Origin of the sequence: Methanoculleus chikugoensis (assembly GCF_900095385.1) — an archaeon.
Classification (GTDB): domain Archaea; phylum Halobacteriota; class Methanomicrobia; order Methanomicrobiales; family Methanoculleaceae; genus Methanoculleus; species Methanoculleus chikugoensis_A.
On record NZ_FMID01000024.1, the window covers coordinates 88,675 to 112,979 of the forward strand.

Consider the following 24,305-nt stretch of genomic DNA (forward strand, 5'->3'; position numbering starts at 1 on the left):
TACTGGTTATATGGAGTACCGGTTTTCTTCCCGGATGGGGCGGGTTCCGGAGTCGTTCCTCGAAGAACTCTTCCGGGTCTCGGGCGTCCCCGGGGTGATATCGTTTGCAGGAGGGCTGCCGGGCTCGGCATACATCGACGTCGAGGGGATCCGGGAGGCGGCCCGCGAGGTCTTTGCCGAGGAGGGGCGGACGGCGCTGCAGTACACGACGACGGACGGCTACCTGCCGCTCCGGAAGTTCATCGCCGACCGTTATCGGAGACGCCTCGGTCTCCCGGCGACGCCTGAGGAGATCCAGATCGTGAACGGTTCCCAGCAGTGCCTGGATCTGGTCGCGAAGATCTTCCTTGACCCCGGCGACGCCGTCGGGATGGAGCGGCCCGGCTACCTCGGTGCTATCGAGGCCTTCTCCCTCTACGAGCCGGACTTTTATTCGGTTCCCCTGGAGGAGGAGGGGCCGGATCTCGCGGCGTTCGAATCGCTCGTCCACGATCACGCGCCGAAGTTCTTCTACGGCATCCCGAACTCGCAGAATCCGTCGGGGACGACCTACTCGGAAGGGAAGCGTCGGGCGGTCGCGGAGATCCTCGAAGGAACGGATACGGTCTTCTACGAGGACGACGCTTTCGGAGAACTCTTCTTCGACGGGAAGCCGCGGCCGCCGGTGAAGCGCTACCTTCCGGAGCAGACGGTGATCTCGGGATCGTTTTCGAAGATCGTCGCACCCGGGATGCGGATCGGCTGGATGTACGCACCGGCGCCGGTCCTTTTGGAGTTCAACGTCGCAAAGCAGGCGGCCGACCTCCACTCAAACTTCCTCTGCCAGGTGATCCTCCACCGCTACCTATCGACCCACGATCTCGACGCCCACGTTGCCCGCGTCGCGGCGGTCTACGGAGAGCACTGCCGGCTGATGTGCGATCTCCTCGACGACCTGATGCCGCAGGGTGTGACCCACACCAATCCCGAGGGCGGGATGTTCATGACGGCGGCCCTGCCGGATGGGATCTCGTCGATGGAGGTCTTCCGTGAGGGCGTCAGAGAAGGCGTCGCGGTCCTCCCCGGGGTTCCGTTCTATGTCGACGGCGGCGGGGAGGATACGATCCGCCTGAACTTCTCTGCGGCTGGCGAGGAGGATATCGCGGAGGGGATCCACCGGCTGGCGAGGGTGGTGCGGCGGCTCGCGTGAGGGCAGTTACGGGCTGTTCGTCATGCTCCACGCCACGAGCCAGCACCCGATCATGACGAGCAGCCCGTGGGCGATCCGGACTGCCGGGGGCGCGAAAAACTGCGGGAGGAAGAGCGCGAAGCCGAGCGCGAGCGGGATGCCGCTCCAACGGGCGAGGATGCCTGAGCGCCAGATCGCGGCCCCGAAGAGGATGCTGCCTGCCGCAAGAGCGAGGAGGCCCGCACCGAAGAGCCAGACGCCTGCCCCGAACCGGATAGCGTCCGTGAGCGCGAGGAGGAGATCGACGCTGTTCTGCTCGATCGCCTCCCGGCCCACGGCGGCGAGCGCAAACGTCTCGGCCCCGTAATAGGGGAGAACCAGCCCGATGCCGACCCAGGTCAGGACGAGCGCCGCGCCGGCCCGGGGTTCGGCCTTCGTCTCGCAGAGACGGCCATAGAGGCCGAGCAGCCCGAGCACGAGCAGGATGAACCCCACCATGGCGAGCGTGTGCGAGAGGGTCCAGGCGGGGGAGGCGAATGCCCCGGCGCCGGCGAGCGACGCCTCATCGGTGTACGGCCGGATCGCGGGATACGCGAAGAAGCAGGCGCCCGCAACCGCGAGCGAGAGCGCCGCAAGGAGTGTTCTGGTCATCGGTCCCTCTCCGGGTCTGTATCGGTATCCGGTTACCCGGGCAGGCAGGGCCGGCCTGAGTCGGGACCCCGCTCCACCTGCACGAGCATCAGCACCGCGGGCTGGTCACCTACGGTTCCCGAGCGGTACCCCCGGCGCCCCAGTTCGTCGGGCCGGGTGTTCTGGTCGTTTCCGAACGAGAGTTCCCCCGGCCCCATCTCCACGCGGGTGCCGTCCATGGTCTCGACGAACCACCGGCCCGAGAGGGGCACGATCCACTGCGGCTCCGGGTTTTCGTGCCACTCCCCCACCCAGCCTGCGGGGAGGACGAGGACGAGGACGCGGCGAGCCGGGCCGCCGGGTCTCCCGATCCACGACGGGGCGGCACCGCTCGATATGCTTGCAAACTCAAAGTTGCTCATCCGGCAGCGGTCCTGCCGGCTCACGCCGTTCTCGTCGGTCCGGACGTGCCAGTAGGGAACTTCGGGCGTGTCTGGGTTCTGGTCTCGCTTCATGCTTCCCACCTTCGGGGCCGGCATCAAATACCTTTGGCCCCCGGGTTGCAGCGGAGAACGGTTGCCGGCTCGGGTTTTTCCCCGGCGGCATGCGGGCGCTGGACTTAATACATGCGATGAAGAATAGGTAATGGCACTTTTTGAGCGAGGGTAGCCAAGCCCGGCCAAAGGCGGTGGACTTAAGATCCACTCCCGCAGGGGTCCGTGGGTTCGAATCCCACCCCTCGCATTCTGAACTCAGTGAGAATCGAAAATATCTTATATTATTGGGCAGAATGTGTACCTGTTATACGCGCTACCGTTCCATTGTGGGACGGTAGTTTCTTCTTCTAAATCGCCCTTTAATGATTTATGATACATCGGGCTGCTGTTTTCATCGATAACGGATATTTGTCCAAAGTGGTCCCCAACGGTATAAGAGTTGATTTTGAACGGTTTTGTGCGACGGTCTATGGCGATAGGGAGAGATTACGTACTTACTTCTACGACTGCATGCCTTACCAGAGTGAACCTCCTACCGAGGATGAGAGAATTCGTTATGGAAACTACTGTAAGTTCCGAGAGATCGTCGAGAACCTGCCCCGGTTTCAGATGAGGTTTGGTAAACTCAGCAAGAGCCGTGACGGTTCGTTTGAACAGAAGAGGGTCGATATTCTCATGGCTGTAGAACTGGTGCGGTTAAGCTGGTCTCACCAGATCGGTCACGCTATCATTGTTTCGGGAGACAGCGACTTTGTTCCGGCGATCGAAGCAGCAAAAGACGCCGGGGTGATCACGACTCTCTATTACTCGAAAAAATCTGTCCATAATGAGCTGCTTTCAGCGGTCGATGAAAGGTATGAGATGAGCCAGTCATTCTTCGAGAGTGTTCGACGGAATTAATTTATCCCTTCTCATCCGGCGTAGCGGTTTTCTCTTTCTTTTACCCGCACTACGGCGGCAAATCGGTCCCGCACACGGTACCGATAAATCCGATGAGACTAACGCGATGCATCCGAAATTTATTATACTCCATTTATACATGAGGCCCCATGGCACCTACATACCGTGATGCAACCATCAACTCCGTCGAAGCGACTGCCACGGTCAGCGGCAGCACGGGCGGCGGCCGCGACGAGAAGGGCAACGTGTACTTCTTCCCGAACATCTCGGTGAGCATCGGCTACTGGTTCGACAACGAAGGAGTTCCGTCTTCGGACTGGGATACGCACTTCAAGGCGCAGTTGTGGATCAACGGCGAGCAGGTCGGCAAGAAGCAGGATCTCTCCGCCGGCGGCCCGCAGACCTACACGTTCTTCGCGCACAAGTTCGCGGCAGCGGGGACCTACAAGGTGGAGGTTCGCGGGAAGAATTCGAAGTCGGTCGACGTTACGATCAAGAATCCCCCGGTGCAGGAGAAGAAGGCGGCGCAGTGATGGGGGAGATAAACTCACATTTTTCACCTAACTGATATCTCGCACAGGTTGTGCGAGTTTTCAGGGCCGGCGTATGCCCCAAAGACAACACGGCAGATCCCGGAGTCGGTGCGTTTCCGGCCGGGTCTGCTGGATCCACCGGGTCAAACGAGAGATTGTGCAACGATCCATTGCACTAATCTGATGGTGTAATGGTATTAGGGGCCGACGATACCCGGGAATGCGCCAATCCTCCAACCACCGGTTGGAGGTCTGCAGGAGGAGTTTCTGGCATCGACGATCTCCGGCGTATGGGGTACCGGCACCACTTTCTGCAGGGGATACCGTGATGACAGGGGCTGATGATCCCACGAAGAACAATAGATTAAAGCAATCCGCGAGCGTAAGAGGACATACAGCAGGAGCGTTGCGCACATGAAAACCCGCACCGAAGTCCTCGAGGTCCTTCGCTCCCTGAAGGCCGAACTCAGAGAGCGATATCACGTCGAGAGCATCGCCCTCTTCGGGTCGTATGCCCGTGAAGAACAGGGGGAGGGCAGCGATATCGACGTACTCGTCGAGTTCGGTTCCGGTGCGGATCTCTTCGATTTTGTCGGGCTGTCACAGTACCTCGAAGAAAAACTCGGGTCCAGCGTGGACGTCGTGCCGGAGGCGGCACTTCGCCCGGAGATCCGCAGGCAGGTTACCCGGGACCTCCTTGTTGCATGAGATCGCATACTCTCTATCTCTCGGACCTTGCTGCTGCGCTTGAGAGGATTGAGGAGTTTACCGCAGGCATGACCTATGATCAGTTCCTGCACGACGATAGGACTCAGAGCGCCGTCATCAGGAAGTTCGAGATCATCGGCGAGGCGGCAAAAAAGATTCCTCTGCCCGTCCGGGAGAAGTATCCCGCCGTTCCCTGGCGTGAGATGGCGGGGATGCGGGATAAACTGATCCACACGTATTTCGGCGTCGACACGCAGCTTGTCTGGCGGACCGTCGTCAATCGCGTTCCGAAAATCCAACAGGAGATCCGCCGCATCCTCGAGCAGGAGCGCGGGCGGTAACTTCGGGATGGCGCTGCCTGACACGCAATACTCGTTCAACGCCGCATTCCGAACCCGCGGCACTCCTATTGATAAACATCTATCAACCTCCCCCTCCATATTCGCTATGGAGATTCGATGCCCGCGATACGGATAGGCGAAGGGAGCGAGCTCGCCCAGCAGCCGGAGCCCTTCAGGAACGAGTACGAACTGCAGGAGATCCTTGCCGGGCACCCGGTGCTCCTCGTCGACCGTGGCGATTCCGCGCTCGTCACGATCTGCCGGGAGTTTCCGCTTGGAAACAGGTTCGCCGATATCTTTCTTATGGATAACAACGGACTGCCGGTCATCGTCGAGGTGAAACTGGCCCGGAACGCGGAGTCGCGGCACGAGATTATCGGTCAGTTATGCGACTCTCTCTCAGCAATGCGTAACCTTACGCCTGATGAGGCGAACGCGAGGTCGGGAGGCCTTCTCGAAGAGACATTTCAGTCTATGGCCGGTGCCGAGGGGGAAGAGAATCCCGAGACCCGGCTCGCCCTGGTGAAGAGTACCTTTGCCTCGTATTTGAGAGCCGGGCAGATCAGGGGCATCATCGTCCTCGACGCTGCCCCGGACGACCTTATCCGGGAGTTCAGCTACCTCAACGAACACAGCGATCTCGATCTGCGGCTGCTGGTGGTCGAGCGTTACCGGCTCGGCAGGAACGAGTACTTCTATCATTCTCGCTTCCTGGTATCGGGAGAGGCTGATCCGGAGCTCAAGGGGCAGAGGTTGCGGCTTCGATTGATCGTCGAGAAGTTCTCGAAGATGAAGCCGCCCATATTCTCGACGTGCGCGATCGGAAAGGAGAGCGTCCGGGTATACCGCGAGGGGTGGCCGGCAGCGGTGCACTACAAGTTCGGCGACCGGGGGGATTCGATCAGCATCGGGATACAGGTCAGGCACAGAGAGTACCCGAAGGTTGCGGACTTCCTCTCCAGACTCCGCGAGCACCTTTCCACGGCCATCACAAAGACCCAACGGGTCGAACTGGTTGCCGACCCGTCCGGGTGGACGAGGCTTCAGTTCTTCTTCGGGGAAGAGATCGACCCGTACCAGATTGCGCAATCGATGGTGCGCCTCTGCAGGACCGAGAAAGACATCTCCACCCTGCTGCAGGAAGGGAACGGATAGAGGCCGAACATCATCCGTCGACCCATAAATGTCCATGAGGCGCCCGCCTGATGCCGGAGATAGCCCCGGAACGGCACCCGCACCCCCGCCCTCCTCCAAAGGTATACGTCCCGGTGCATCGAACACCACATATAGACGCTCCGATCTCGACGGGCAGGGATAGAGCATGGACGGCGGCGTGAAGATCCTGGCTCTCGTTTTCGCATGCGTGCTCCTTGCGGGATTCGGCGTATACGCGGTTCTATCCTCCGCCCCGGGAAAGACTGCTCTCTACACAGAGAACGCGCCGGAGCCCATCGGACCGTATAGCCAGGCCGTGCGGTGCGGAGACTACCTCTTTACATCGGGGCAGATCGGTCTCGACCCGGCCGCCGGCAACCTCTCCGGCACCACCGCCGGTGAAGCGAGGCAGGCGATGGAGAACCTGAGGGCCATACTCGCCGAAGCAGGCCTCGACTTCTCCGACGTCGTCCAGACCCGGATCTACGTAACAGCCCTCGCAGACTTCGATACGGTCAACGCCGTCTACGCCGAATACGTCGACGAGCCTTATCCTGCACGGGCGACGGTGCAGGTCGCCCGCCTCCCGAAAGGCGCGAGGGTCGAGATCGAGATGATCGCAAGCGTGCGGTGATCCGGGCGACCTGAAGGAGGCGCCATGCTTACGCGGGAGAGATCCCATTCTCCCTCTGTGGGCTTACAGACCCCCTTTAGATCTAAATCTTTCTTAAATTTCTCACAATGCGATAAAATGTCCTGATATTGTCCTGGCAATTGGAAATGTTTTTTATACTCGTTCCCTCTCATTTAGATATAGTGCATCCCCTCACGAACCCGGATCATATCCTCTACGTGGACGACGAAGAGGCGCTGCTTGAGATTGGCCGTGCCTTCCTCGAGCGAACGGGCGACATCACCGTCGATATAACCTCAAGCCCGCTGGAGGCATGCGAAACGATCATAACCGGCCGGTACGACGCGGTCGTCTCGGACTACATGATGCCGGAGATGGATGGGATTGCTCTCTTACAGCATGTCCGGGAGGCAGGGTCCCGGGTGCCCTTCATCATCTTCACCGGCAGGGGACGCGAGGAAGTGGCAATCGAGGCGCTGAACAGCGGTGCCGACTTCTACCTCCAGAAAGGCGGCGACCCGAGGGCTCAGTTTGCCGATCTTGCCAATGCGATCCGGCAACTGACCGGGAGGCGGCGGGCGGAAGCGGCACTGCGCAAGAGTGAAGAGATGCTGCACAGAGCGGAGAGCATCTTCCGTGCCGCCCCCGCCGGTATCGGAATGGCTGTTGACGGGGTCGTCATGGAGGTCAACGAACGGCTCTGCGATATTCTCGGCTACACCCGCGATGAACTTGTTGGTCAGTCCATGCGGCTGCTGTATCCGGGCGACGCGGAGCATGAATCCACACTGCGGCAGATGGACGTCCAGATCCGGAAGGCCGGAACGTGCACGCTTGAGACCCGCTGTATGCGCAAGGACGGAGCGACTCTCGACGTGCAGTTCTCCAGCACACCCCTCGATCCGACGGATCATTCGCGCGGCATGACGTTTACGATTCTGGATATCAGCGAGCACACGGCGCTGGAGCGCGAGATCGCGTATCACGCCGAGGAGCTTGTCCGGCAGACGAACAGCCTCGCCGTCGCGAACAGGAAACTCAACCTGATGAGCAGCATCACCCGACACGATATCCTGAACCAGCTGACGATCCTTCTCGGGAACCTCTGGATTGCAGAGGAGGCCGGGCCCGGCCAGGACATCTCGGAGTATCTTGCCCGGGTGCAGAGCGCAGCCGACAGGATACACCGTCAGATCGAGTTCACCCGGGACTACACGGATCTCGGCGTCCGGTCACCGGAGTGGCAGCGGGTCTCCGACGCGCTCGGGACCGGGACGCTTCAAGGGCTGCCGGTCGAGAACGAAGCCGGAGACCTTGTCGTCTACGCGGATCCGATGCTTGCGACGGTCTTTTCCAACCTGATGGACAACACGCTCCGGCACGGTGAGTCGGCGACCCGGGTCCGCGTCCGGTATCGTTCGGAGGAGAACGGAGATCTCATCCTCATCTGGGAGGACGACGGCGCCGGTGTTCCTGCCGGGGAGAAGGAGCGGATCTTTCACCGGGGCGTCGGGAAGAACACGGGGCTCGGCCTCTTCCTGATCCGGGAGATCCTCGCGATCACCGGGATCGGCATCGCCGAAACGGGCGAGCCCGGGAAGGGAGCACGGTTCGAGATGCGGGTGCCCCCCGGGGCATACCGGGTTCCGGAGTGAAGAGATTGCGTCTCAGATCGCCCGTACTTATCCGGGTTTGATCTCCCTCCCTGACATCACCTGTCGTACCGGGGTATTGACCTGCAGCGCCCCTCGATTGTCGGCGCCGGCGGCAGGGACAGTCCGCTCAATCTACCTCTTCCAGGGCCAGGGCCCCCAGGTATGCCATCGTCTGGAGGACATCCTTATTCTCCGGTGTAAGCACCTCCTCCGGGTCCCTGAATGCGAACGCCAGGACGCCGAACGTAACCGCAAACGCCTTCATCGGAACGTAGTGCCCTATCCCCATCGGGAGCGTTTCGGTGCCTCTCCCCGCTGTCCGGCCATTCTCGAAGGCCCACTGGGCGATAGTCCGCTCTTTTTGGGTGAGCGGATAATCGGGATCCCCGACGTTCACGAAGAGCCCCCCCGCACCCGGCGTGAGAACGGCAAATGCACCTTCGCCGAACTGCTTCATGTGACGATAGAGCGTATCGAAGATCTCCCGGCGGTGCGCGACGTTCACCAGATCGCGGGAGAGGACGGCGACGGCCTCAACCTTTGCCTCGCTCCTCCGTATCTGCGGGAGCAGGTAGCGGAGTCTTGTTGCGAGACCGCTGATGATGAACGCAATGACCACGTATCCCACAAACGAGATGAAGTAATCCCAGTCGTCGATCGTAAGCGTGTAGTAGGGAACGACAAAAGCGAAGTCGAAGATCAGGATGCTTGCGATAGCGGTGATGATCGCCGTTCTCCGGCGGAATAAGAGCGCTGCCGCCACCACCGGAACCAACTGGATGATGAGCAGGTTTGACGAACTGATGACATTTCGCAGGAAGTAATTTACGATCGTCACAAGCGCGATGAGTATTGCGCTGATGATGAGGTTTAGACTCACAAATTGCGGCAGTTGCCTGTGGATAGGGATACTTACCGCCGCTTTCGGTTCGTAGAGGAAGATGTCGATCCCCTTTGACCGGACCATGGTGCGGTACACGGGAGAGTAGAAGATGTCCAGTCCGCGGGGTTTACCGAGCATGATCATGGTGACGTTGTGCTGCCGGGCATACCTGATCAGTTCCCCCGGAACGTCCCCTCCGCGGTAACGGACGATCCGCCCTCCGAGGCTCCTTGCCGTCTCCATTGCATCGTTGAGCCACCGTCGCTCCTGGTCCGTGAGGTTCTGCTCAGTCTCGGTCCCGATGGAGATCACGATCCAGTCCGCATGGAACCTGTCTGCAAGGCGGTACGCCGCACGGACCATCTGGTCCGCCGTCGGGCCGGGGCGTATCCCCACGAGGAGCCGTTCCCCGGCAGGCCATGGCCCCGGGATGGCCCTGGCCCGCATGCGGGTGAGCATCTGCCGGTCGGTGACCTGCGCCATGAACCGGAGAGCGATCTGCCGGAGTGCCAGGAGATTTTCGACGCTGAAGAACCGCTGGGCGGCCTGCTCGGCCATATCCCGCACATAGACCTTTCCGGCGCGGAGGCGGAGTTGGAGTTCCTCCGGCGGGATGTCTATCAGGCAGATCTCGTCGGCATCGTAGAAGAACGTGTCCGGCACCGTCTCCGCGACGCGGATGCCCGTGATCTGGGCGACGATGTCGTTCTGGCTCTCGATGTGCTGGATATTGACGGTGGTGTAGACCGATATCCCCGCGTGAAGGATCTCCTCGATGTCCTGGTAGCGTTTGGCGTGCCGGCTCCCCGGAGCATCGGTGTGCGCAAGCTCGTCGATGAGGACGATCTGCGGGCGTCGCCTGAGGATCGCGTCGATATCCGGCTCCCGCAATGCGAGTCCCTGGTAATCGACGTGAATCGGGGGGATTGCCTCGAGCCTTGCGGCGAGTGCATCCGTCTCTGCCCTGCCGTGCGTCTCCACATACCCGATCACGGTATCGAGCCCGTCGCTCCGGTGGCTGAGCGCATCCTCCAGCATCGTGTAGGTCTTCCCGACGCCGGCGGCGTATCCCAGGTAGATCGTCAGCTGCCCTTTCCCGACCCTCTGTTCCGCCTGCTCTGCAACGGCGAGCAGGTCTTCGGGCAGGGGGCGGCCTTCCTCGGCGGTCCTTTCAGCCGTGTTCAGCCCCTCCTGTCCAGGCGATCCAGCTCACGGTTGAGCGAGAGGACATTGACGTAGGGTTCTACGAACGGAACCGGGAGGCTCTCCGCCCGGGCGAGAACGAGTGCACGGACCTCGTCCTCCGGAAGACCGCGCGCCTCTGCGACGGCGGGGACCTGCACCAGTGCGGCATCCAGGCTGATGTCGGGGTCCAGACCGCTTCCCGAAGCCATGACGAGATCGGACGGGAGCGGCCCCTGCACGCCGGTGTTCCGGAGAGCCCTCACCCGTTCCGCGATACGTTCGAGGAGCAGGGGATTTCCGGGTGCAAGGTTCGACCCTCCGGAGGAGGAGGCGTTGTAGGCGGTGATCGGCGTCTCTGAGGGGCGGCCCTGAAAGTAGAACGGTGCGCTGAAGTTCTGGCCGATCAGGCTCGAGCCGATCACCTGGCCCTGGCCGTCGATTATCAGGCTCCCGTGGGCCTGGTACGGAAATGCCGCCCCGGCGATGAGCGTCACTGCCAGGGGGTAGGCGAACCCCGTGATGATGAAGAGGACGAGGAAGAGGAGGAGACCGCTTTTTACTGCCTGTCGTATCTCCGTCATGGGTGGTATACCTCTACAGGACTCCGGCGATCAGGAGGTCGAGTGCTTTGATGCCGATGAACGGAGCGACGAGGCCCCCGAGGCCGAAGATGATCAGGTTGTAGGCAAAGAGCCTCGATGCCGGCATCGGTTTGAACCTCACCCCGGCAAGCGCGATCGGTATCAGGAGCGGGATGACCAGGGCATTGAAGATGACCGCAGAGAGGATGGCTGACTGCGGGGTGGCGAGGTCCATGATGTTCAGGATGACAAGCTGGGGGTAGATCCCGACCAGCGCTGCCGGGATGATGGCGAAGTACTTGGCGATGTCGTTTGCTATGGAGAACGTGGTGAGGGCTCCGCGGGTCATCAGGATCTCTTTGCCGATCTCGACGATATCCAGCAGTTTGGTGGGATCGCTGTCAAGATCGATGATATTGGCCGCCTCCCGCGCCGGCTGGGTCCCGTTGTTCATGGCCACCGCCACATCGGCCTGGGCAAGGGCGGGCGCATCGTTGGTCCCGTCGCCGGTCATGGCGACCATGTAGCCTTCATCCTGCGTCTCGCGGATCAGCCTCAACTTGTCGTCCGGCTTCGCCTCGGCAAGGTAGTCGTCCACACCTGCTTCCGCTGCGATTGCGGCCGCGGTGAGGGGGTTGTCGCCCGTGATCATGACCGTCCGTATTCCGATCCGGCGAAGGTCGGCAAACCGTTCCCGGATCCCGATCTTCAAGATATCCTTGAGGAAGATCACGCCGAGGATCGTCCTGTCGCGCGCCACCACGAGCGGCGTGCCTCCTGCCGACGCAATTCCGTTCACTTTCGTCGCCAGGTCAGGGGGCACCGCTCCTCCACGCTCGGGGACGAGCCTCGTGATCGCGTCGGCGGCTCCCTTCAGGTACGACGTCCCGTTGCACTCGGCGCCGCTCACGCGGGTGGCGGCCGAGAACGGGATGAACCGTGCATCCGGGGGGCAGGCCGGCGCGACGCCGGTCTTCTCCCGGACAAGGGCAAGGATGCTCCTCCCCTCCGGCGTCTCGTCGGCGTACGAGGAGAGAAGGGAGGCCTGCATCAGTTCGTCCCGGGACTGCCCCTCCACCGGGACGAACTCGGCCGCCTGACGGTTTCCGAGGGTTATCGTCCCGGTCTTGTCGAGGAGCAGGACGTTGACGTCGCCTGCAGCCTCGATCGCCCGGCCGGAGAGCGCGACGATGTTGCGCTGGAAGAGCCGGTCCATGCCGGCGATCCCGATCGCCGGGAGGAGGGCCGCGATGGTCGTGGGGGCCAGGCAGACGAAGAGCGCGACCAGCACCGTGAGGCTCGCAGGAGCGCCCGAACCGGTGAACGAGGCGCTGTAGGCGGATACCGGGTATATGTTGCCGACGACCGCCAGGAAGACGGCGGTCAGCGCCAGGAGCAGGATCTCGAGCGCGACCTCGTTGGGCGTCTTGCGCCGTTCGGCTCCCTCGACCATGGCGATCATGCGGTCGAGGAAGGTCCGGCCGGGCTCCGTGGTGACCCGGACGATGATCTCGTTCGCGAGCACCGTTGTTCCCCCCGTCACCGCGCTCCGGTCCCCGCCTGCCTCGCGCACGACCGGCGCGGACTCTCCGGTGATGGCGGCTTCGTTGACGAGGGCGGCTCCCCTGACCACCTCCCCGTCGCCGGGAATGATCTCGCTCTCCCTCACCAGAACGAGGTCGCCCGGCCGGAGGTCGGAGGAGGCGACCTCGTTCGCCGGTGCATCAAATGCCTCCCTCTCGATGCGGCGTGCGGGCACGCTGGTGCGGGACTGCCGGAGAGACGCTGCCCGCGCCTTTCCCCTCCCTTCGGAGAGGGATTCTGCGAAATTGGAGAAGAGCACCGTCAGCCAGAGCCAGAGGGAGACGAGGCCGGTGAATAACGACTGTTCTCCGGTGACAGTCGAGAGGCCGACGAAGAACCCTGCCGTCGTGACGATCCCCCCGATCTCCACCGCCAGCATCACGGGGTTCTCGATCTGCCTGCGCGGGTCAAGTTTGAGGACGCTCCCAAGGAGCGCTTCGCGGACGAGACCCGGTTCGAGGGCGCCGAACCGGGGATACCGTTTCCTGGCCATCGGGCTACCCGCCTCCGGACAACAACAGGTGGTCGACGATCGGCCCCATGGCGAAGAGGGGGAAGAACGTGAGCGCCCCGACGATCAGGATCACCAGGATCGTCCAGACGGTGAACGTTGCCGATGCTGTGGGCAGGGTCCCCGGTCCCGGTGGGACCGTCTTTTTCTGCGCTATCGACCCGGCGAGGGCAAGCATCGCAACCGCCGGGACGAACCGCCCGATGGTCATTGCCGCGGCGCCGGCAAGCGCATAAAAGATCCCTGAAGCGTCGAATCCGGCAAACGCGCTCCCGTTGTTGTTGGACATGGAGGCAAACGTGTAGACGAGTTCGGAGAGGCCGTGCGGACCGGGGTTGTGCATCGCTCCGGCCGTCCCGGGAAGGAACAGCGCGACCCCCGTGAGGATGAGGACGAGGACGCCCGGCACCAGAACCGTGAGAACGGCCATGCGCATCTCCTGGACCTCGATCTTCTTTCCGAGGTACTCGGGAGTTCTTCCGATCATCAGCCCGGCGATGAAGACGGCGACCACGATAAACCCGATAACGGTGTAGAACCCCGATCCCACCCCGCCGAAGGCGACCTCGCCGAGCAGGATCAGGAGCATCGGCACCATGCCTGCAATCGGCATGAAGGAATCGAACATGGCGTTGACCGCCCCGCAGGACGTTGCGGTGGTGGAGGCGGCAAAGAGGGCGGTGCCGCCGAGCCCGAAGCGGACTTCTTTTCCTTCCATCGAGATCCCGGTCACGTCGAGCTGCCCCATGAGCGGGTTGCCGTCCAGCTCGGCAACGTAGAGGGTGCCGAGGGCGGGGAGGTAGATCGCGAGCATGACTATGTAGATGGCCCATCCCTGCCGCATGGACCCGGCCATCCGCCCGAAGACAAAGGGTAGCGAGACCGGGATCAGGAGGATCAGAAAGATCTCCACGAGGTTGGTGAACGGTGTCGGGTTCTCGTAGGGGTGGGCGGAGTTGGCGTTGAAGAACCCGCCCCCGTTCGTGCCGAACTCCTTGACGGCTTCCTGGGAGGCGACAGGCCCCATGGCGATCGTCTGCGGTCCGGCCGGACCGTACCCTGCGGCATGCACGTAGGGGTCGACGTTCTGGATGACCCCCTGCGAGACGAGCAGGAGGGCGGCGAGAAATGCAACCGGGATGAGGATGTAGAGGACGCACCGGGTCACGTCCACCCGGAAGTTGCCGATCCGGTCGGTCGACCGGCGGGTGACTCCCCGCATCACCGCGATAGCGATGCAGATCCCGGTGGCGGGCGAGAGGAAATTCTGGACCGTAAAGCCGGCCATCTGGGTCAGGTAACTCGCGGAGGCTTCCCCTGCATATATCTGGTAGTTGGTGTTGGTGACGAAGCTCGCCGCCGTATGGAGTGCCGTGCCGGGGTCGAATGCGCCGAAGCCTTCCGGGTTCAGCGGCAGGTAACCCTGCAGCAGGAGAAGCGCGAGGAGTGCGATAAACCCGATGCCGTTGAAGATGAGCATCTCCCGTGCGTATCCCATCCAGTCTTCCTCCTCGCCGGCAGACGTGCCGATGAAGCGAAAGAGCCGGGCCTCCAGCGTCCCGGGGATGCCGCGGGAGTAGTCCCCGGAGAACACGTGCCCCATGTACCGGCCAAAGAGCACCCCTGCGATGGTGACTGCTATGAAGAACGCGATGAAGAGTAACCCGTCGAGGAGCGGTGCAGGTTGTGCCATTGTGGATCGCCGATTTCTATCGATCCTGAAAGATAATTTATGCCGCTATAAAACTAACTCATTCGTGCAACGGCATTCTCCGTGGGTGACTGCTTCTGTGGCTAAATGGCTGGAGATGCTGGAGAGCAACACCGGGATCCGGAGATCTCGCCCTTCCCCTGCTTGGATCTGGAACATCCGGTGAAGTGGCCGAGATCTGCGCCCTGCCCCGCTCGAATCGGTGGAAGATCCCGAACAGATCCCCTGTCGACAGCCTCTGCACCGCTCCGATAGCCGTTACAGTTCTTCCTCCCGGCAGTCCGATCCCTACATTCATCACCTGCCGGTTCGACATTCTATCATGAGTCGTTCTCAGATTCCGCTCCTTGCCGTCCTCGTGGTCCTTGCCGCGGTCCTGGCATGCGGCTGCATGAGCCAGGAGATCGTGGTCTCGGGCGAGGAGGCGGCAGAGGTGCTTGTATACGCGGACCCGATCGCCGAGAATGTCATGCAGGGCTTCAATGAAGGCAACTATACGGTATACTCCCGCGACTTCAGCCCGGAGATGAAGCAGGCCCTTGACGAGGCCGCGTTCGAGCAGAACCGCGAAGAAGTCACATCGCGGATCGGGCTCTATGAGTCCAGAAGCGATCCTGTCGTCACCGAGACCGGCGACTACATCGCCGTGACCTACCGGGCAGCGTTCGAGGGGGAGGACGGCGTTGCTCTCCGGTTCGTCTTCCGGAAGGGTGACGCATCGCACCAGCTCCACGGGCTCTGGTTCAACTCCCCGAAACTGCGCAGTTGATGCACGCCCTGGAACGCCGGCGGCAGGTGTTCTCATAGGGCGGCGAACCGGTCCCGATGGCTGATACGCGGGCATGGGATCGACATCCTCCAGGGCGCAGGCGAGGAACACCTCCCGGCGAGCCGGCCTTTCCCCGGCGATCCTGTTCTTTTTATAGTACCCGATCCCCACTGCCCGGCGCAAGGAGACAGGGATCATGAAAGGACTGGCAATGCTGAGGATCGGGGAGATCGGATGGATCGAGAAAGAGCGGCCTGCCTGCGGCCCGCGGGACGCCATCGTCAGACCGCTGGCGCTCGCGCCGTGCACGTCCGACGTCCACACTGTCTGGGAAGGAGCGATCGGGGACCGGCACAACCTCATCTTGGGGCACGAAGCGCTCGGTATCGTCGACGAGGTGGGCAGCGAGGTGAAAGACTTCAAGCCCGGCGATCGGGTCATCGTCCCGGCCATCACGCCCGACTGGGAGGCCGATGCCGCACAGCGCGGGTTCCCGTCGCAGACCGGCGGCCCGCTCGGGGGCTGGAAGTTCTCGAACTTCAAGGACGGCGTCTTCGGCGAGTTCTTCCACGTGAACCTGGCGGACTACAACCTTGCGCATCTGCCGGAGGGGATGTCGCTTGAGGCCGGGGTCATGCTCCCGGATATGCTCAGCACCGGGTTTATGGGCGCCGAGAACGCCAACATCCAGATCGGGTCGACAGTCGCGGTCCTGGGGATCGGGCCGGTCGGGCTGTGCGGTGTCGCCGGCGCACGACTGCGGGGCGCCGGGAGGATATTCGCCGTCGGAACCCGGCCTGCTTCCGTCAGGGTAGCGAAAGAGTACGGTGCAACGGAGATCATCAGTTACAAGGACGGGAACACCGCCGACCAGATCCTTGACAGGACCGGCGGGGCGGGCGTCGACGCCGTGATCGTCGCCGGCGGCGGCCCTGATATCATGATGGACGCGATCAACGTGGCGAAACCCGGATCGGTCATCTCAAACATCAACTACTTCGGTTCGGGCCTGGGCGACCAGGACATCATACCCCTTCCCCGCGTGGGCTGGGGGTTCGGGATGGCGGACAAGAACATCATGACCGGACTCTGCCCCGGCGGGAGGGTGCGGATGGAGCGGCTGGCCGAAGTGGTGATGCACGGGCGTATGGACCCCGCGCTCATGGCGACGCATGTCTTCAAGGGGTTCGATAAACTCGAGGAGGCTCTCCTCCTGATGAAAGATAAGCCGAAGGATCTGATCAAACCGGTCGTTATTGTGGAGGAGTAGAGACTCGAAGATCTTTTTTGGCTCTGTTAAAGCCTCTCCCTGAGACCGAGTCCACTGCAGGATTATCCATACATCTTGACTCGCATAAGGTCACACCGGTACCCTCTCCAGGTGACTGGGTGTTCTCCAGACGGGTATGAAGCATTTCAACAGAGCACCTTTTTTGCCCGCCGGCCGAGCCGTTGCGGTTCCGGAGGGCGCCATTCACGCGCCGGCGCAACAGTTAACAATCGCATCGATATATGCTCCCCGGCGACTGCGAGGGCCACGGATGCCGTCTCCGGCAGTTGCAGGCATGAGGGGAGATCCGGATGACGAAAATGACGCCCCGCGGTGCGACCGCGGAGAGCAGGCTCTCGCGAAGGCTGACGACGGGAGACGCCGTCGTCATCGGGCTTGGCTCCATGATCGGCGCCGGCATCTTCACGGCTCTTGCGCCGGCGGCGGCCGCGGCCGGGGCGGGGCTGGTCGTCGGCCTCGCGATTGCGGCTGCGGTCGCATACTGCAACGCCTCCTCGTCCGCCGAGCTTGCCCGCCTGTACCCGGCGTCGGGCGGCACCTACGTCTACGCACGGGAACGGCTGAGCGGGTTCTGGGCCTGGGTGGCAGGCTGGGGGTTCGTGGTGGGGAAACTCGCCAGTTGTTCTGCGGTTGCGCTCACCTTCGGCTACTACCTGATCCCCGGGTATGCACGCCACCTCGCCGTGGGGGCGGTGATCGCGTTCACCGTGTTGAACTACTACGGGATCGAAAAGACCGCCCGTGCGACGAAATTCATCGTTGCGGTGGTCCTGCTCTCCCTTGCCGCGATCGTTGCTCTCGTGTTCGCCGGTGAGGCGGATCCCGGCAATCTACGCCCGCTCATAGGATCGAACGGTGTATACGGGATCTTACAGTCGGCAGGTATCTGGTTCTTCGCGTTTGCAGGGTATTCGAGGATTGCTACCCTTGCAGAAGAGGTCAGAGACCCGGAGACGGCCATCCCCCGGGCGATCGTGCTCGGCCTTGGTATCACACTCTTCGTCTACGCTGCCGTCGTCGTCTCGGCGCTCCTCCTCGTCGGGCCCGTTCTGCTCGCAGAGTCCGACGCGCCCCTGGTGACGGCGCTCGCCGGGGCGGGTTTTCTTCAGTGGCAGTGGCTCGTCAGGGCCGGCGCGACCGCCGCAACGCTGGGAGTGCTGCTCTCCCTCATGGCGGGCATCAGCCGGATGCTCTTTGCCATGGCGCGGGACCGGAGAATGCCCTCGTATCTCGCCCGGGTCCACCCGGTGCACCGGGTTCCTCACCTCGCCGGACTGACGGTCGGCGCCATTCTGGTCGCGGTGGTGCTGCTCGTGGATCTTCGTGCGGCGATCGGGTTCAGCTCCTTCACCGTGCTGCTGTATTACGCGGTCACGAACGCGTCCGCGTACACCCCGGCGGAGCAGGAGAGGCTGTACAGCCGGAAGATCGCGGTGCTTGGCCTTCTCGGCTGCCTCGTGCTCGCGCTCACGCTCCCGGCCGCTTCCGTCGCTGTCGGGAGTGCGGTCATGCTGGCGGGGATACCGGTCTACATCCTCGCGAAGCGGCGCAATCCCTGATGGGGGGGCGGGCCCTTACCCCCAGATCGGGTCGTCGCCGAACCGGTCCATCCAGTAGTCGGCGGGGCTCTGCTCCAGGTCTCGTTCGAGATCCTCGAGTCTGAACGAGACGTGACGGTTCGTGCAGTAGTCGACCAGGAGGTCGTAGGCCGCTTTCAGGCGTATCGTCATCTCGTGGGACTCCGCCGGGTCTTTCTGCGACACGTCCAGGTGCCACTCCTTGATCCGCTCCGAGTAGCGGGCGCGGATCTCGCTCTGGCTGGCCCGGTCACGGATGCCGAGCAGTTCTGCCCCCTCCCTCAGCCGCCCGGCGGTGATTGTGGCCATCAACGGTTGCTATGCGGTGCCTGCAGGATAAGCGTTGTGAACTGCACAGAGCGATCTCTTTTTGGCCGCAGAGGACAGACCCATTCAAATCGAGTCTTATGAGTGAGAATCCGCCGATCATCTACCTGAACAACGCCGCCACGACATGGCCGAAACCCCCGGAGGTGCTCGAGGCCGCGAGACAATCCCTTGCCCTCCCGGTCTTCGGGTCGGGAAGGACCACCGGGAGCCAGGGCGAGGATTATATCACGCTCGCCCGGGAGGCGCTCGCGGGCCTCCTCAGCGCAGATCCTCCGGAGCACGTGGTCTTCACCCAGAACGCGACCGATTCCCTGAACATCCTCATCCAGGGGTTTCTTGCCGCAAACGGGGATGGCTGCCACGTCCTCACCACCGCGCTCGACCACAACTCGGTCCTGCGGCCGCTTCACGAGCTCGAGCGGCAGGGTCGCATCCGGCTGACTGTCCTTCCCTTCGAGGACGGTTCCGTTCGCCCCGATGCCGTTGAAGCGGCCATAACACCCGATACCCGGCTGATGGTCACGGCCCACGGGAGCAACGTGCTCGGGTCGGTGCAGGACGTCGCCGGCATCGGGGAGGTCCTGCACGATCGCGGGGTCTACTTCATCGTCGACGGGGCGCAGACCGCCGGCCATATCCCCGTCGACCTCGGGGACCTCCCGGTCGACGCCTACGTCTTCACCGGCCATAAGGGGCTTTTCGGTATTCCCGGCACCGGCGGGTTCTACCTGCGGAACCCGGACTCGATCGCTCCCGTCCGCTACGGGGGGACCGGGACGGACTCCTTCTCGCTCTACCAGCCCCGGGAGATGCCGGAACGGTTCGAGACCGGGACGCATAACTACCCCGGGCTTGCGGCGCTCGCCGCCGGGGTGAACTACATTGCGTCGATAGGGGTGAACGCCATCGCGGAGAAAGCGGAGCGCCAGACGGCGTTTCTCATCCGTGAGTTGAAGGAAGAGCCGAACGTCACGGTCTACAACGAGTCACCTACTCTTCCCATCGTCTCGTTCAACATCCGGGGGTTGGAGAACGACGACGTGGGCTTCATCCTCGCCCGTGTCTACGGGATCGTCGCCCGCACGGGACTCCACTGTGCGCCTCTCGTGCATCGGGCGATCGACGGCGGAAGAGGCTCCGTGCGGCTCAGCCTCTCCCGGTTCACCACGGACGAAGAGTGCCGGATCGCCGCACAGGCGATAAAGGAGATTGCACGAAATGCGGATTCTTCGGTCGGTTCGCCATAAATCCTGTGCCGACGGCACATTCATGAAGGAGTTCCTCTTGAGTGCCCCGGTACCGGCGGGGCTCTTCTCCTACCTGGAGAACTTCGGGGAGGTTGAATCGCTCCCCAATCTCGGCGAGGGCTTCTATAAGTTCGAAAAGCCCGACTGGTTCTCCATCAAAGGCCTTGCCGGGGACACCACCGTCGAGGTCAGGTTCAAGAAAGAGGTCATGGACCTGACGGTGAACTTCCTCTACCTCCTCTTCTCCTCCTACCGGGAAGGATCGGTGGATCTCCCGGTGCTGAAGCAGAGGGAGGAGGCGGTCGGGAAACGGGTGAGAGAACACCTGTATGGGCGTGATTGACGGAAGCAGAATGCCCTGGAACGTATTCGAGCAATTTGCGGAGGAGTACGATCGCTGGTTCGAGGAGCATCGCGCCGAGTACCACGCGGAACTCGCCCGGTTCCGGCGTCTCCTCCCGCACCCCGACTCCCGTGCCGTCGAGATCGGGGTCGGGTCCGGGCGGTTTGCCGCACCCCTCCGTATCCCGTTCGGGATAGAGCCCTCGCTCGCTCTCGGCCGGATGGCGCGGGAGCGGGGAGTCGAGGTGATCCGCGGGCGGGCGGAATCGCTCCCGCTCAGGGACGGGTCATGTTCGTCCGTCCTGATGGTGACGGTCGTCTGTTTCCTGGACGACCCTGTCCGGGCGTTTCACGAGATCCACCGGATCCTCGTCCCCGGAGGAACGCTCGTCATCGGGTTCCTCGAGCGGGATGGAGAGGTTGCCCGGAAATACCTGCACGATGAGGGAAAACACCGGTTCCTCTCACGCGCCCGGTTTTACTCGCAGAATGATATCCTGGAGTTCCTCCGGTGCACCGGGTTTTATGTGGTGGACGTTGAGTCCGGGGCCGGGTTCTCGGTCGTTGCCGCAGAGAGAGACTGACAAGCAGCAGGGAGACTATTTTTCCCTGCTGGTCGTTATCGGGTATCTCTGTCCTCCGGTTTCCGGAAGCAGAAGAAGCGGTGGCTGCAGGAGATGATCCCGCGGTCGTCCAGGAAGTGCATCACCCTTGCCGTCAGGTCGTCGCTCGCGATACTTGCGGAGACGATCGAGGGGGCTAACTTCGATAGCAGGTCCGGCAGGTTCCAGCGCCTTACGGTGTCGCGGACGACAACATACGACCAGTAAAGAGGGGATGCGCTTGAGACTTCGCTCTCCTTCATCACCATGCCGCACTCCTCAAAGAGCGATCGGTACTGCTCCCCCCTCCGGAATACTGCGGCTCCGCTGAAGTCACCCTCATGTTCCTTGAATTCCGGTTGTCTCCGTGCGACCTTCTCGATGAACGTGACATGCCCCCCGGGCCGGACCACACGGCAGATCTCGTTGACGGTGCGTGCAAGCTCGCCTTCGTCGGTGAGGTACCGCAGGACCCAGACGACGTTGACGAGGTCGAACGCACCGCTCTCGAAGGGAAGCGGCAGTTCCCTGACGGTGTGGTGCTCGACGTTGCGGATGCCCGCCGTATCCGCCTCCTGCCGTGCCGTCTCCACCATCTTCGGCGAGATGTCCACCCCGACAACGCGATGCACCTGCCGGGCGAACCAGAGTGTCCACCGGCCGACGCCGCACCCGTAATCGAGCACCGTAAAGTATGGCTCCAGGCCGACCGCTCTGGAGATGAGGCGTTTCTGGCTGCCGTCGATATAGATGTTGTTCAGATCGTCGACGCCAATCACCGCCCTGAGCGGGTGGTGGGGGTGGCGGATATTTACCTCGTCCCACGCATCGCGTTGATGCTTCAATTCCTGCGTGAACTCACCCCGTTGAGGTCCTCTCTGAGCAGAAGCAGATATTAATCTTTTCTCCATGACGGAACAATAGGCTCGCCCACGGACTTCCGGCGTCTGCCTGCCGCCACCGGGGATGGTGCTTCGGGAAGAAGGGTTCAGGGGGGTCAGTACACCCCTTCGCCCGTCACGAGGATGCCCTTCACCGGGTAGGTGCTGTTGCAGGGGCCCCTGAACGTGTGGCGCACACTCTCGTGGTACGAGTTCGACTGCCACCCCATGACCCACCACTGGTTCACTCCCTGGAAGTCGGCCGAGAAAGTGAGGACGTTCTCGCCCTCGGCGTCGAACGAGAGGATGAACGGCACCTCGACGAAATAGCCTGACGATCCCGGGCTCACGTAGTAATCGTCGACGGGTCCGCCGGAACTGTTGAGGGTGCCGACGATCCGGTAGGGCGCAAACAGGGGCTCGGTCCCTATCGGCGTTCTGGTATCTATCTCGCCGGGACTGGTGCTGGTCACATGAAGTTCCATCTCTACGAGCACCGGTGTCTCCTCCGAATACCTGTCGGAGTAAACGTGGGTCGGTTTCGGGAGTTCCGACTCGTTCTGCCCCGGCATAATCGCGATCGGAACGATCCGGTTTTTATAGATGGGGTCGATCCGGTCGGCCGAGATGTTCAGCATGGGGATTCCCTCGACATACTCGATCCTTACCGATATGTTGTCCCGGTCGAAGTTACTGAAACCTGCCCGGGAGGGATCGATGGGGGTAACGTTCGCTCCGGTCTCCGGGTCGTAGCACGAGGGAATGGGGATCAGGAGGATCGCATCTTCGATAGGCCCCGATGTGGATATCGTCAGGTCGTAGTGATACGACGACCTGAAACTCTCCGCTGAGGATTGGCCAAGTATCACTGCGGTCAGCGCTATAAATACGAAGAGAATTGCCGCGAGAATACCTGCCACGATGAGCACGTTCCTGAGAATCTTCGAGCGATCCACCATTGTCGGTCAACGGATCTGGGATCCGGCGGTATTTATGTGGATCCTTTTTCCGGTGCCCCGGTCTCTCACCCCGACCGCGCAGTTCCCCTGAGCCCGGGCAGGTCAACCGGGTGCTGCTGGACGGTATCCGGCAGAGCGTTCAGGCGCCGCAGACCCCGCGCAGGAAGGGTGGCGGAACCACCCCTCAATATACCGGGACGAGGCCGGCGTTCGCCCCGGTGATGCACCGGCCGCCCCCGCGGGAGACCACGAAGGTGTTCTCGATCCCGACCATCCCGACGCCTGCAATCCCCTTCTTGGGTTCGAGGGCGATCACCATCCCCTCTTCGAGCGGCTCGTCGAAACCGCGGGCAATCACCGGAACCTCATCGACGGTGAGGCCGACGCCGTGACCCAGGAACTGCACCCGCCGGTCCCCGAACCCCATGAAGTTCTCGCGGAACCCGGGGTCCAGGCCGCCGAGTATCGTCTCATAGATCTCTGCCGGAACCATCCCCGGCCGCAGCATCGAGGCCGTCTCGTCCTGGACGTCCACGCACCGGTGATGGGCTTCGATCGCCTCCTCGGGGAGCGGTCGCCCGAACATATACGTCACCGTCTTATCGGTGTGGTAGCCCTGCACCCCGCACCCGCAGTCGACGAAGACTAAATCTCCCACCCTGAGCCTCCGGTCATGGTTGCCGAGCACCGGGGCGCCCGGAGCCGCCCCGCGACACCCGCCCGGCCCGTCGAAACCGGTCGGGTAGAGGGAACTCTCTCCAAAGCCGAGCTGTCCGAGCACCATCTCCGTCCCGAACCTCCCGAACCGGGTTATCCCGTGGTGCCCCTCCCGGACCATGAGCGAGAAGACCTCGCCGCCGAGTTCGGCCTCGCTCATCCCTTCGGTGAGCATACCAGGAACAGCATCTTCGAGCACGTGGCGGTGAATCCTCCCCGCCCGCTCCATGATTGCGAGTTCGTAGGCGCTTTTGACCGACCTGACCTTCGCTGCCTGCACGTCGAGCGGTTCTGTCGCCGTGAAGGGGAAGTACTTCCGGAAGCGTTCGAGCAGCGCGAGGGGCGCCGTCTCCGCTTCCACGTGAACCGTCTCCGGGCATGCTCCCATCCCGGCTGCGGCGTCCCGGTAACTCTTCATCGGCCGGATCTCGGGGAAGAACGACTCGTCGAGCGCCCTCTCGTAACTCCGGCGGACCCAGAGGACGGCCTCGTCGGTGCGGGGGACTAGGAGAACAGCATCCTGCATCGTCCCGGTGAAATAGAACTCGTTCACCCTCCCGAATATTGTGGCAAACTCCCACGATGGGTTCTCCGCATCCATACGGAGCCGGAACCGTTCCATGCGGTCGCGGAGTTCGGAGGCGGGGGTTCTCTGGTCCATACGCATGATTGGGCGGCGATGGTATTTGGCTCTGGCGGGATGCGGGTTCCGGCAGTTCGGGCCGTCCCGTTCCTCTCCCACCGACCCCCGGTTCGGCAAGGACGCATCCTCGCGTCGGCAGGAGACAATGCCGACCGTATGGGTTATAGAGCCGCATGGCGCACTACTCTCATGGACACCCCTTTCGTTTTTACCCTGCACGAGAACCTGCCCCGCCAGGGGCCGGGGAGCAACACATGCACGCGGAAGGCTT

At 62.5% G+C, this 24,305-nt stretch carries 24 protein-coding genes and 1 tRNA gene; 15 read left to right on the forward strand and 10 right to left on the reverse strand.

The annotated features are described in order from the left end of the window. Positions 1-10 precede the first annotated feature (10 nt). Complete coding sequence (locus L21_RS05010) at positions 11-1,189, forward strand: aminotransferase-like domain-containing protein (protein WP_074369397.1); 1,179 nt, start codon at positions 11-13, stop codon at positions 1,187-1,189. A gap of 6 nt (positions 1,190-1,195) precedes the next feature. Here L21_RS05010 and L21_RS05015 read toward each other — a convergent pair whose 3' ends face one another. Next, positions 1,196-1,819, reverse strand: a complete 624-nt coding sequence (locus L21_RS05015) for a hypothetical protein (RefSeq protein WP_074369398.1) — start codon at positions 1,817-1,819, stop codon at positions 1,196-1,198. A 32-nt stretch (positions 1,820-1,851) separates the two neighbouring features. After that, entirely contained in the window at positions 1,852-2,313 is a 462-nt protein-coding gene (locus L21_RS05020; protein ID WP_074369442.1) for a cupin domain-containing protein, read from the reverse strand. A 144-nt stretch (positions 2,314-2,457) separates the two neighbouring features. Here L21_RS05020 and L21_RS05025 point away from each other — a divergent pair. The 8 genes from L21_RS05025 (at position 2,458) to L21_RS05060 (ending at position 8,221) form a co-directional block, all read left to right on the forward strand. Continuing rightward, a tRNA-Leu gene (locus L21_RS05025) sits at positions 2,458-2,542 on the forward strand. Between the two features lie 122 nt (positions 2,543-2,664). After that, complete coding sequence (locus L21_RS05030) at positions 2,665-3,195, forward strand: NYN domain-containing protein (protein ID WP_074369399.1); 531 nt, start codon at positions 2,665-2,667, stop codon at positions 3,193-3,195. A gap of 149 nt (positions 3,196-3,344) precedes the next feature. Continuing rightward, on the forward strand, positions 3,345-3,728 hold the full coding sequence (locus L21_RS05035; RefSeq protein ID WP_074369400.1) for a hypothetical protein: 384 nt from the start codon (positions 3,345-3,347) through the stop codon (positions 3,726-3,728). A gap of 414 nt (positions 3,729-4,142) precedes the next feature. After that, the gene (locus L21_RS05040; protein ID WP_074369401.1) at positions 4,143-4,436 is read left to right on the forward strand and encodes a nucleotidyltransferase family protein; all 294 of its coding nucleotides are present in this window, start codon (positions 4,143-4,145) and stop codon (positions 4,434-4,436) included. Next, the gene (locus L21_RS05045; protein WP_074369402.1) at positions 4,433-4,777 is read left to right on the forward strand and encodes a HepT-like ribonuclease domain-containing protein; all 345 of its coding nucleotides are present in this window, start codon (positions 4,433-4,435) and stop codon (positions 4,775-4,777) included. The genes L21_RS05040 and L21_RS05045 overlap by 4 nt, the downstream gene beginning before the upstream one ends. A gap of 117 nt (positions 4,778-4,894) precedes the next feature. Beyond that, a complete protein-coding gene (locus L21_RS05050) occupies positions 4,895-5,932 on the forward strand; it encodes a PDDEXK family nuclease (RefSeq protein ID WP_074369403.1) in 1,038 nt (345 codons plus the stop codon). 166 nt (positions 5,933-6,098) lie between these two features. Continuing rightward, positions 6,099-6,566 carry a RidA family protein gene (locus L21_RS05055; RefSeq protein ID WP_083608786.1) on the forward strand — a complete coding sequence of 156 codons (468 nt, stop codon included), beginning with the start codon at positions 6,099-6,101 and terminating at the stop codon, positions 6,564-6,566. Positions 6,567-6,748: 182 nt separating this feature from the next. Beyond that, positions 6,749-8,221, forward strand: a complete 1,473-nt coding sequence (locus L21_RS05060; protein WP_074369404.1) for an ATP-binding response regulator — start codon at positions 6,749-6,751, stop codon at positions 8,219-8,221. 127 nt (positions 8,222-8,348) lie between these two features. Here L21_RS05060 and L21_RS05065 read toward each other — a convergent pair whose 3' ends face one another. From L21_RS05065 to kdpA, 4 genes are read right to left on the reverse strand one after another with little or no spacing between them, the layout of a single operon-like run. Then, positions 8,349-10,289, reverse strand: a complete 1,941-nt coding sequence (locus L21_RS05065) for a DUF4118 domain-containing protein (protein WP_074369405.1) — start codon at positions 10,287-10,289, stop codon at positions 8,349-8,351. Further along, on the reverse strand, positions 10,286-10,870 hold the full coding sequence (gene kdpC / locus L21_RS05070) for a potassium-transporting ATPase subunit KdpC (protein ID WP_074369406.1): 585 nt from the start codon (positions 10,868-10,870) through the stop codon (positions 10,286-10,288). Before kdpC ends, L21_RS05065 begins: the two co-directional genes overlap by 4 nt. 13 nt (positions 10,871-10,883) lie before the next feature. Beyond that, entirely contained in the window at positions 10,884-12,947 is a 2,064-nt protein-coding gene (gene kdpB / locus L21_RS05075; RefSeq protein WP_074369407.1) for a potassium-transporting ATPase subunit KdpB, read from the reverse strand. 4 nt (positions 12,948-12,951) lie between these two features. Then, the gene (gene kdpA / locus L21_RS05080; protein WP_074369408.1) at positions 12,952-14,658 is read right to left on the reverse strand and encodes a potassium-transporting ATPase subunit KdpA; all 1,707 of its coding nucleotides are present in this window, start codon (positions 14,656-14,658) and stop codon (positions 12,952-12,954) included. A gap of 340 nt (positions 14,659-14,998) precedes the next feature. On the opposite strand from kdpA, the gene L21_RS05085 reads away from it, so the two are divergent. The 3 genes from L21_RS05085 (at position 14,999) to L21_RS05095 (ending at position 18,295) form a co-directional block, all read left to right on the forward strand. After that, on the forward strand, positions 14,999-15,445 hold the full coding sequence (locus L21_RS05085) for a DUF3887 domain-containing protein (RefSeq protein ID WP_178377684.1): 447 nt from the start codon (positions 14,999-15,001) through the stop codon (positions 15,443-15,445). Between the two features lie 196 nt (positions 15,446-15,641). Then, the gene (locus tag L21_RS05090; RefSeq protein WP_074369409.1) at positions 15,642-16,715 is read left to right on the forward strand and encodes an NAD(P)-dependent alcohol dehydrogenase; all 1,074 of its coding nucleotides are present in this window, start codon (positions 15,642-15,644) and stop codon (positions 16,713-16,715) included. Positions 16,716-17,026: 311 nt separating this feature from the next. Continuing rightward, on the forward strand, positions 17,027-18,295 hold the full coding sequence (locus L21_RS05095) for an APC family permease (protein WP_143727211.1): 1,269 nt from the start codon (positions 17,027-17,029) through the stop codon (positions 18,293-18,295). Between the two features lie 15 nt (positions 18,296-18,310). On the opposite strand, the gene L21_RS05100 is transcribed toward L21_RS05095, so the two are convergent. Further along, on the reverse strand, positions 18,311-18,622 hold the full coding sequence (locus tag L21_RS05100; protein WP_074369410.1) for a J domain-containing protein: 312 nt from the start codon (positions 18,620-18,622) through the stop codon (positions 18,311-18,313). A gap of 98 nt (positions 18,623-18,720) precedes the next feature. Between L21_RS05100 and L21_RS05105 the strand changes: the two genes are divergently transcribed. From L21_RS05105 to L21_RS05115, 3 genes are read left to right on the forward strand one after another with little or no spacing between them, the layout of a single operon-like run. Beyond that, on the forward strand, positions 18,721-19,890 hold the full coding sequence (locus L21_RS05105; protein ID WP_074369411.1) for an aminotransferase class V-fold PLP-dependent enzyme: 1,170 nt from the start codon (positions 18,721-18,723) through the stop codon (positions 19,888-19,890). After that, positions 19,862-20,233 carry a hypothetical protein gene (locus L21_RS05110; protein WP_074369412.1) on the forward strand — a complete coding sequence of 124 codons (372 nt, stop codon included), beginning with the start codon at positions 19,862-19,864 and terminating at the stop codon, positions 20,231-20,233. The genes L21_RS05105 and L21_RS05110 overlap by 29 nt, the downstream gene beginning before the upstream one ends. 10 nt (positions 20,234-20,243) lie before the next feature. Then, positions 20,244-20,816, forward strand: a complete 573-nt coding sequence (locus L21_RS05115; protein WP_074369413.1) for a class I SAM-dependent methyltransferase — start codon at positions 20,244-20,246, stop codon at positions 20,814-20,816. Between the two features lie 35 nt (positions 20,817-20,851). On the opposite strand, the gene L21_RS05120 is transcribed toward L21_RS05115, so the two are convergent. The 3 genes from L21_RS05120 to L21_RS05130 all read right to left on the reverse strand — a co-directional run bounded on the left by L21_RS05120 (position 20,852) and on the right by L21_RS05130 (position 24,052). Further along, positions 20,852-21,679, reverse strand: a complete 828-nt coding sequence (locus tag L21_RS05120; RefSeq protein WP_178377685.1) for a class I SAM-dependent methyltransferase — start codon at positions 21,677-21,679, stop codon at positions 20,852-20,854. 152 nt (positions 21,680-21,831) lie between these two features. Further along, positions 21,832-22,674: a hypothetical protein gene (locus L21_RS05125; RefSeq protein WP_074369415.1), complete on the reverse strand. Its 843-nt coding sequence runs from the start codon at positions 22,672-22,674 to the stop codon at positions 21,832-21,834. 184 nt (positions 22,675-22,858) lie between these two features. Then, complete coding sequence (locus L21_RS05130) at positions 22,859-24,052, reverse strand: M24 family metallopeptidase (RefSeq protein WP_074369416.1); 1,194 nt, start codon at positions 24,050-24,052, stop codon at positions 22,859-22,861. Between the last annotated feature and the right edge of the window lie 253 nt (positions 24,053-24,305).

Excerpts from the sequence above, each read along its gene's own strand:
- L21_RS05040 (WP_074369401.1), top strand. The coding sequence starts at position 4,143 with ATGAAAACCCGCACCGAAGTCCTCGAGGTCCTTCGCTCCCTGAAGGCC.
- L21_RS05035 (WP_074369400.1), top strand. The coding sequence starts at position 3,345 with ATGGCACCTACATACCGTGATGCAACCATCAACTCCGTCGAAGCGACT.
- kdpB (WP_074369407.1), bottom strand. The coding sequence starts at position 12,947 with ATGGCCAGGAAACGGTATCCCCGGTTCGGCGCCCTCGAACCGGGTCTC.
- L21_RS05130 (WP_074369416.1), bottom strand. The coding sequence starts at position 24,052 with ATGGACCAGAGAACCCCCGCCTCCGAACTCCGCGACCGCATGGAACGG.
- L21_RS05045 (WP_074369402.1), top strand. The coding sequence starts at position 4,433 with ATGAGATCGCATACTCTCTATCTCTCGGACCTTGCTGCTGCGCTTGAG.
- L21_RS05115 (WP_074369413.1), top strand. The coding sequence starts at position 20,244 with ATGCCCTGGAACGTATTCGAGCAATTTGCGGAGGAGTACGATCGCTGG.
- L21_RS05015 (WP_074369398.1), bottom strand. The coding sequence starts at position 1,819 with ATGACCAGAACACTCCTTGCGGCGCTCTCGCTCGCGGTTGCGGGCGCC.
- L21_RS05030 (WP_074369399.1), top strand. The coding sequence starts at position 2,665 with ATGATACATCGGGCTGCTGTTTTCATCGATAACGGATATTTGTCCAAA.
- L21_RS05020 (WP_074369442.1), bottom strand. The coding sequence starts at position 2,313 with ATGAAGCGAGACCAGAACCCAGACACGCCCGAAGTTCCCTACTGGCAC.
- L21_RS05095 (WP_143727211.1), top strand. The coding sequence starts at position 17,027 with ATGACGAAAATGACGCCCCGCGGTGCGACCGCGGAGAGCAGGCTCTCG.
- L21_RS05085 (WP_178377684.1), top strand. The coding sequence starts at position 14,999 with ATGAGTCGTTCTCAGATTCCGCTCCTTGCCGTCCTCGTGGTCCTTGCC.
- L21_RS05090 (WP_074369409.1), top strand. The coding sequence starts at position 15,642 with ATGAAAGGACTGGCAATGCTGAGGATCGGGGAGATCGGATGGATCGAG.
- kdpC (WP_074369406.1), bottom strand. The coding sequence starts at position 10,870 with ATGACGGAGATACGACAGGCAGTAAAAAGCGGTCTCCTCCTCTTCCTC.
- L21_RS05010 (WP_074369397.1), top strand. The coding sequence starts at position 11 with ATGGAGTACCGGTTTTCTTCCCGGATGGGGCGGGTTCCGGAGTCGTTC.
- L21_RS05055 (WP_083608786.1), top strand. The coding sequence starts at position 6,099 with ATGGACGGCGGCGTGAAGATCCTGGCTCTCGTTTTCGCATGCGTGCTC.
- kdpA (WP_074369408.1), bottom strand. The coding sequence starts at position 14,658 with ATGGCACAACCTGCACCGCTCCTCGACGGGTTACTCTTCATCGCGTTC.
- L21_RS05125 (WP_074369415.1), bottom strand. The coding sequence starts at position 22,674 with ATGGTGGATCGCTCGAAGATTCTCAGGAACGTGCTCATCGTGGCAGGT.
- L21_RS05100 (WP_074369410.1), bottom strand. The coding sequence starts at position 18,622 with ATGGCCACAATCACCGCCGGGCGGCTGAGGGAGGGGGCAGAACTGCTC.
- L21_RS05050 (WP_074369403.1), top strand. The coding sequence starts at position 4,895 with ATGCCCGCGATACGGATAGGCGAAGGGAGCGAGCTCGCCCAGCAGCCG.
- L21_RS05110 (WP_074369412.1), top strand. The coding sequence starts at position 19,862 with ATGCGGATTCTTCGGTCGGTTCGCCATAAATCCTGTGCCGACGGCACA.
- L21_RS05105 (WP_074369411.1), top strand. The coding sequence starts at position 18,721 with ATGAGTGAGAATCCGCCGATCATCTACCTGAACAACGCCGCCACGACA.